Here is a 6,432-nt window from a genome sequence, read left to right on the forward strand (position 1 = left end):
TCCCGGAACGCGCGCAGCGGATCGGCCGCGTCGAGGGCGCAGACCTCTTCCACCGTCACTTGCGGAGCGCCTTCTGGATTTCCTCGACGGCGGCCGCCCAGGCTTCGGTTTCGGGAGCGATCAGCTCGACATGGCCGGTGCGGTCCAGCATCCGGACGCTCACCTTGTCGCCAGCGGCGCGCATCTTCCGCTCGTAATCATAGGCGTAGTCGGTCGGGATGATCCGGTCCTGGCGGCCGTTGACCAGCACCTGGCGGACGCCGAGCGGGGCGAGCCGGGGCACGGAAGTGTCCGCGTAGACGTTGCGGCTGCTGAGCGTCGCCGGGCCGACCAGCTTCTCGATCACTTCGGTGCCGCAGCCGCTCCCGGGCGGCGTCGCTGCGAGCTCGAGATCGGGAAGGCCGCCGAGGCTGACGACGGTGTCGATCCGGATCGGGTCCGGGGTCCGGAGCTTGCTGTCGGCGGCGATGCGCGGCCGGGCGGCAAGCCACAGGGCGAGGTGCCCTCCCGCAGAATGGCCGGTCGCGACGAGCGGCGAGATGTCGAGATTGAAGCGGGCCGCGTTCGCCCGAAGCGCGTCGGCGGCCGCGGCGGCATCGAGGAAGGTGCCGGGATAGCCGCCGCCTTCCCGGTCGACGCCGCGATAGTCGATGTTCCAGACGGCGATGCCGCGCTTCCTGAGATCGTCGGCGATCCAGTTCATGATCCGCCGATCCGCGATTTCGGTCTTCCAGCAGCCGCCATGGACCATCAGCACGGTCGGGTGCGGGCCCTTGCCTTTTGGCAGCCAGAGATCGACCTTCTGGGTGGCGGCATCGCCGTATGAGATGGTCTCATTCGGCTCTGGCCGGTCGCGCGTGAGCAAGGCGGGCCACTTCATGAGCTCGGCCGGAGCTGCGGCGGCTGCGGGAACGGGACTGTCGCTCGTCATCGAGCAGCCGGCTAGCGCCAGCGCGAGGGGAAGGGCAAGCGATCTGGAGAGGTTCCTCATCCGGCCGGCTCTAGCCGCCGCGGCGGCCGGCGGGAAGGATCAGCGAGCGCCGCCGGAGTGGGCGGACTGAAGCGGCGCTCGCCGCGGCCCGCGATTGGAAGCGGGCCGATTGAAGGGGACGGGCTTCAACAATTGGGGGCGCTCTTCCGCCAGGGCGCAGCGAAGTTGATCGCCGCAATCTTACAGAAGGTGACCTTCACCGCCTGAAAGAGCCGGTGCAGATCGTCCGAGAACTGCTGCCCATGTGCGTCCCACATGCGGGCATCCATTTCATCGCGCATTTTATCACTCCTTTCCTGACGGAGCGGCGGGAGGCCGTCCGATGAGCAGAAAATGGAGGAGAAGCAGCTGCAGCGCCAACTAAACGCTCGACGCAGGTAATTAACTGAGCTTATCATCTGCCGATGCGCCACATCCCTCCGCTCCAGGCCGTCAGAGCCTTCGAGGCCGCCGCGCGGCACGAGAATTTCACATCCGCGGCGGCCGAATTGGGAATGACGCAGGCGGCGGTCAGTTATCAAATTCGCTTATTGGAAGAACGGCTTGGCGTGCCCCTGTTCGTCCGGTCGAAGCGCCGCGTGACGCTGAGCGATGCCGGCCGGAAGGCCGCTCCGTTGGTCTCGGGTGCCTTCGATACCCTGTCCGACGCGTTCGGGGCGCTGATCGCGGAGGACGAGGCCGTGCTGAGCATCAGCACCACCCAGACCTTCGCCGCGAACTGGCTGGCGCCGCGGCTCGGCGGCTTCCAGATCGCGCGGCCCGAGCTTGCGGTGCGGCTCCACACCGCCGGCGCGCTGGTGGATTTCGCACGCGACGAATTCGACCTTGCCGTGAGGAGCGGCGTCGGCGGCTGGCCGGGGCTGAAGCAGCATTTCCTGTTCCGGCTGCACACGACGCCGATGTGCAGCCCGGACTTCCTCGAGCGGTATCCGCTCAGCGCGCCCGAGGATCTGCTGCGGGTGCCGCGGCTCAGTCCGGACGATCCCTGGTGGAAGCTCTGGTTTTCCGAAGCCGGGATCGACGGCGCCGGGCAGCCGACCGGCAGGGGTATCCGGCTCGACACGCAGGTAGCGGAGGGCATGGCCGCGATCGCCGGCCAAGGCGTCGGGATGCTGAGCCCCAATATGTGGCGGAACGAGCTCTCGGCCGGGCGGCTCGTCCAGCTCTTCCCGCTCGTCGTGATCGAGGGGCCGAGCTACTGGCTCGTCTACCCGGAGCACAAGCGCAACCAGGCGAAGATCCGAGCCTTCCGCGACTGGATCCTCGCCGAGGTGGCGGCGCAGGCGGCGGCGGGGCCGGACGAGATCTTCACCCCGCCCGACCCCGCTTCCTGATCACTCGGTCGGCGCCTGATCCCGAAGCGTCGGGTTCAGGAAGCGCCGCAGCGGGCCGCCGAAGCGGCGGAACAGCCAGTAGAGGAAGCCGAGCACGATCGCCCAGGGCAGCAAAGTCACCAGGATCACCAGCAAGGTGGCGAAGCCTGAGACGAAATTCTCCTGCGCGTCCTTCAAGGCGGTCTTCAGCGGCGAGCGATTGTCGAAGCCCGGGGCAACGTCGCCGGAGCCGTACTGGAAGACCATCGGCGTCTTGGCGAGCGACTCCCGCCTTTCCTCCCGGTTGGCGCGGGTGGCGCGGATAGATCCGCGGATCTGATCCGCCTGGATCTGGAGCTCGGCACGCTCGGCCGCGCGGAGGCCGGGCCGCGCAAGCTGCGTCTCGATCCGCCTCAGATCCTCTTCGAGCTGCGAGACGTTGCGGGTGGCGCGCTCGATGTCGGCACCGGCATCCTCGCCGCTGATCTCGCTGTCGACCAGCATGCCTTCGGCGCGGGTGACCGACTCGATGCTGTTCTTGCCGAACTGGCGGGCGATTGCGGGATCGAGCTTGAAGGCGAGGAACGCCTCGACATCCTCCTCGCCGAGCAGGCGGTAGCGCATCCCGGTGATCCGGCAGCGATCGAGGCCGAGCTTCTCGCAGGCGGCGGCATGCTGTTCCTGCACCGCCGAGATCCGCTCGCCGGGAAGGCGGAAGGCGTAGCGATAGTTGAAGGCGATGCCGGGCGCCGCGGTCGGCCCGATCGAGGGCCCACCATTCGTCTGCGACCTCGAGACGGGCGGTGGAGGCGGCGCCGGCGCGGTGACCCCCGGCGGGCTCTCCGCCACATCGAAGGTCTGGAGGTCCTGGCTGGTGGTGCGGGTCTCCTGCTCTCGTCCTCCACCGCCGCAGGCGGCAGTGGCGAGGAGCAACGCAGTCAGAGGTACGAAACGGCGCATCGGCATCTCCCTCTCTTATCGTTCAGTGTTACTATATCACACCGGTAGAGAATACAATCGATTGTTCTCGAAGTTCCGCCTGGGTCTTTCCTACAGCAGCATGTTCTGCTAATGTTCCGTGATGCTTCTTCTTTGTGCCTGCTGCTCACCCGCGCGACGATTTAAGAAGCTCCCTTGATCGGGCGGAGACCGGCTCGTAGGCGTGAACTGCGTGTGAACTTCCGCCGATCAACTCGGCGTTTGCAGGCATCGGGGCGCCTGCTATCGATTCGCCATGTCAGCCGATGAAATTGATCATGTCGTCGACGCGCCGTTCGACGACGCCTTGTCGCAGCGCTACCTCGTCTACGCCCTCTCGACGATCACCGCGCGTTCGCTCCCGGACGTTCGCGACGGGCTGAAACCAGTCCACCGCCGCCTGTTGTGGGGCATGCGGCTGCTGAAGCTGGATCCCGCGGCGGGCTACAAGAAGTGCGCGCGCGTCGTCGGCGACGTGATGGGCAGATACCACCCGCACGGCGACCAATCGATCTATGACGCGATGGTCCGCCTCGCCCAGCCCTTCTCGCTCCGCTACCCGCTCGTCGACGGGCAAGGCAATTTCGGGAATGTCGACGGCGATAACGCCGCCGCGATGCGCTACACCGAGGCCCGCCTCACCGCCGCCGCCAACGAGCTCATGGCCGGGCTCGACGAAGGCACGGTGGAATTCCGCCCAACCTATAATGGCGAGGAGGAAGAGCCCGAAGTCTTCCCCGGCATCTTCCCGAACCTGCTCGCCAACGGGGCAAGTGGGATCGCGGTGGGGATGGCGACCTCGATCCCGCCGCACAACGTCGCCGAGGTGGTGGATGCGGCGACGCACCTGATCGACAACCCGAAGGCCGAGCCGTCCGCGCTGATGGACTTCGTGTCCGGCCCCGATTTCCCGACCGGCGGAGTGATCGTGGACAGCGCGGAGGCGATCGCGAACGCCTACGCCACCGGGCGCGGCGCCTTTCGGGTGCGCGCGCGCTGGAGCGTCGAGGACCAGGGCCGCGGCACCTGGGCGGCGGTGATCACCGAAATCCCATACCAGGTGCCCAAATCGAAGCTGATCGAGCAGATCGCGGCGCTCATCTCGGAGAAGAAGCTGCCGATCCTTGAGGACATACGCGACGAATCGGACGAGAAGATCCGGATCGTGCTCCAGCCGCGGAGCCGGGCGGTGGAGCCGCAGGTGCTGCTCGACAGCCTGTTCCGCCTCACCGACCTCGAGGTGCGAATCCCGCTCAATCTCAACGTGCTGGACGCGACCCACACGCCGCGGGTGATGAGCCTCAAGGACGTGCTGACGGCTTGGCTGGCCTTCCAGTTCGAGGTGCTGGTCAAGCGCTCGCAGCACCGGATCGGCAAGATCGACGACCGGCTGGAGCTGCTCGAAGGCTATATCGTCGCCTTCTTGAACCTCGACCGGGTGATCGAGATCATCCGCACCGAGGACGAGCCGAAGCCGGTGATGATCGCGGAGTTCGCGCTCACCGATCGGCAGGCCGAAGCGATCCTCAACATGCGCCTGAGGAGCCTCAGGAAGCTTGAGGAGATGGAGCTCCGCCGCGAGCGCGACCGGCTGATCGCCGAGCGCGAGGAGCTCCAGAAGCTGATCGACTCGCCGGCCCGCCAGCGCTCGCGGCTGAAGAAGGATCTGGCGACGCTCCGGGCCCGCTATGGCCCCGACACGCCGCTAGGCGAGCGCAAGACTTTGATCGAGGAAGCGGGGCCGGCGCGCGAGATCCCGCTCGAAGCGATGATCGAGCGCGAGCCGGTGACGGTGATCATGTCGAAGCGCGGCTGGATCAGGGCAATGAAGGGCCATGTCGATCTCGCCAACCCGGAAGCGATGAAGTTCAAGGAGGGCGACGGCCCGGCCTTCTTCTTCCACGCGCAGACGACCGACAAATTGCTGCTCGCAGCCGCCAACGGCCGCTTCTACACGCTCGGCGCCGACAAGCTTCCGGGCGGCCGCGGGTTCGGCGAGCCGGTGCGGCTGATGGTGGACATCGAGGGCGAAGGGAACATCGTCGCCTTGCTTCCTGCGACGGGCGGCAAGCTGCTGCTGGCCTCGTCGGACGGGCGCGGCTTTATCACCCCCGCGGCGGGCGCGGTCGCCGAGACAAGGAAGGGAAAGCAGGTGGTGAATCTCCGCACCGGGGCGAAGCTCGCGCTGGTGCGGCCGATCGGCGAGGCGGACGATTATGTCGCGACGATCGGCGATAACCGGAAGATGACGGTGTTCCCGCTGACCGAGCTGCCTGAGATGGGACGCGGCCAGGGTGTGCAGCTGCAGCGCTACCGCGACGGCGGGCTTTCCGACGCCAAGACCTTCCGCTTCGCCGAGGGTTTGAGCTGGGGCATGGGCGGCGAGAGCGGCCGCACCCGCACCGAGACCGACCTCTCCCCCTGGCGCACCGCCCGCGGCGCCGCCGGCCGAATGCCGCCGAACGGATTTCCGAGGAACAACAAGTTCTGACAGTCAGTCTGTGCTCCGGCCGTTCGTGTCGAGCGAAGTCGAGACATCCCGCCGAGCGAAGCCGAGAAGATTGGCCTCGGCTTCGCTCGGCGGGGTCCCTCGACTTCGCTCGGGACGAACGGTGCGCTTGAGCGCTGGGACGATCAACGAAGCATCTCGCGAATCTTGCACACGGTCCGCCAATTACGCGCGGTCGCGGGTGAGCCCACCAGGCGATCGATCAGGGAGGGGGACAGCTTCGAGGTGCCGGAGCCGCCGGGATAGTGGATCCAGAGCGCTCCGCCGGCGAGCGCTACCCGTTCGCCGTCCTTCGCACGTTCCTGCAGCGCGGCCGCCGCGCCCGCCTCGGGCGTGCGCTTCGAGAGCATCATCATCAGCCGGTTGGGTTCGGCTTCGGCAGCGTCAGGGAAAGGATTGCTGCCGGCGTAGCCTGCCCACTCATCGGCCGAGCGGACGATCACCGGCACGGGCAGGAACCGCTTCCCGATCGCCTCCTCCAGCCTCTGCTCCAGGCCATCCGGCTGTTCAGCATCGAACAGCAGATTGCCGCTCTGGATGTAGGTCCTGACGTCGGAGAGGCCGATCCCCTCCGCAAGCGCGCGCAGCTCCGCCATCGGGATGCTCGTCTTCCCGCCGACGTTGATGCCGCGCAGAAGCGC

General features: G+C 67.2%; 6 protein-coding genes. 2 read left to right on the forward strand and 4 right to left on the reverse strand.

The genetic code is table 11. From position 1 onward, the window contains the following. Positions 1-55: 55 nt before the first annotated feature. Positions 56-991, reverse strand: a complete 936-nt coding sequence (locus VF662_RS08390; protein ID WP_464139822.1) for an alpha/beta hydrolase — start codon at positions 989-991, stop codon at positions 56-58. A 125-nt stretch (positions 992-1,116) separates the two neighbouring features. Then, a complete protein-coding gene (locus VF662_RS08395) occupies positions 1,117-1,272 on the reverse strand; it encodes a hypothetical protein (protein WP_464139824.1) in 156 nt (51 codons plus the stop codon). A 123-nt stretch (positions 1,273-1,395) separates the two neighbouring features. Here VF662_RS08395 and gcvA point away from each other — a divergent pair, with 123 nt between their 5' ends. Further along, complete coding sequence (gene gcvA / locus VF662_RS08400) at positions 1,396-2,325, forward strand: transcriptional regulator GcvA (RefSeq protein ID WP_464139826.1); 930 nt, start codon at positions 1,396-1,398, stop codon at positions 2,323-2,325. Here gcvA and VF662_RS08405 read toward each other — a convergent pair whose 3' ends face one another. Continuing rightward, positions 2,326-3,264: a hypothetical protein gene (locus tag VF662_RS08405; protein ID WP_464139828.1), complete on the reverse strand. Its 939-nt coding sequence runs from the start codon at positions 3,262-3,264 to the stop codon at positions 2,326-2,328. Positions 3,265-3,538: 274 nt separating this feature from the next. Between VF662_RS08405 and parC the strand changes: the two genes are divergently transcribed. Then, positions 3,539-5,773 (forward strand): DNA topoisomerase IV subunit A, encoded by a 2,235-nt coding sequence (gene parC / locus VF662_RS08410; protein ID WP_464139830.1) that lies wholly within the window; start codon positions 3,539-3,541, stop codon positions 5,771-5,773. A gap of 143 nt (positions 5,774-5,916) precedes the next feature. Here parC and VF662_RS08415 read toward each other — a convergent pair. Continuing rightward, positions 5,917-6,432 (reverse strand): DUF1697 domain-containing protein (locus tag VF662_RS08415; RefSeq protein ID WP_464139832.1); only part of this gene is annotated, 516 nt, incomplete at its 5' end.

It is taken from the genome of Allosphingosinicella sp. (genome assembly GCF_036387215.1).
Lineage (GTDB): Bacteria > Pseudomonadota > Alphaproteobacteria > Sphingomonadales > Sphingomonadaceae > Allosphingosinicella.

Bases quoted from the DNA above. Each gene is read 5' to 3' on its own strand.
- VF662_RS08390 (WP_464139822.1), bottom strand. From the start codon at position 991: ATGAGGAACCTCTCCAGATCGCTTGCCCTTCCCCTCGCGCTGGCGCTA.
- parC (WP_464139830.1), top strand. From the start codon at position 3,539: ATGTCAGCCGATGAAATTGATCATGTCGTCGACGCGCCGTTCGACGAC.
- VF662_RS08405 (WP_464139828.1), bottom strand. From the start codon at position 3,264: ATGCGCCGTTTCGTACCTCTGACTGCGTTGCTCCTCGCCACTGCCGCC.
- VF662_RS08395 (WP_464139824.1), bottom strand. From the start codon at position 1,272: ATGCGCGATGAAATGGATGCCCGCATGTGGGACGCACATGGGCAGCAG.
- gcvA (WP_464139826.1), top strand. From the start codon at position 1,396: ATGCGCCACATCCCTCCGCTCCAGGCCGTCAGAGCCTTCGAGGCCGCC.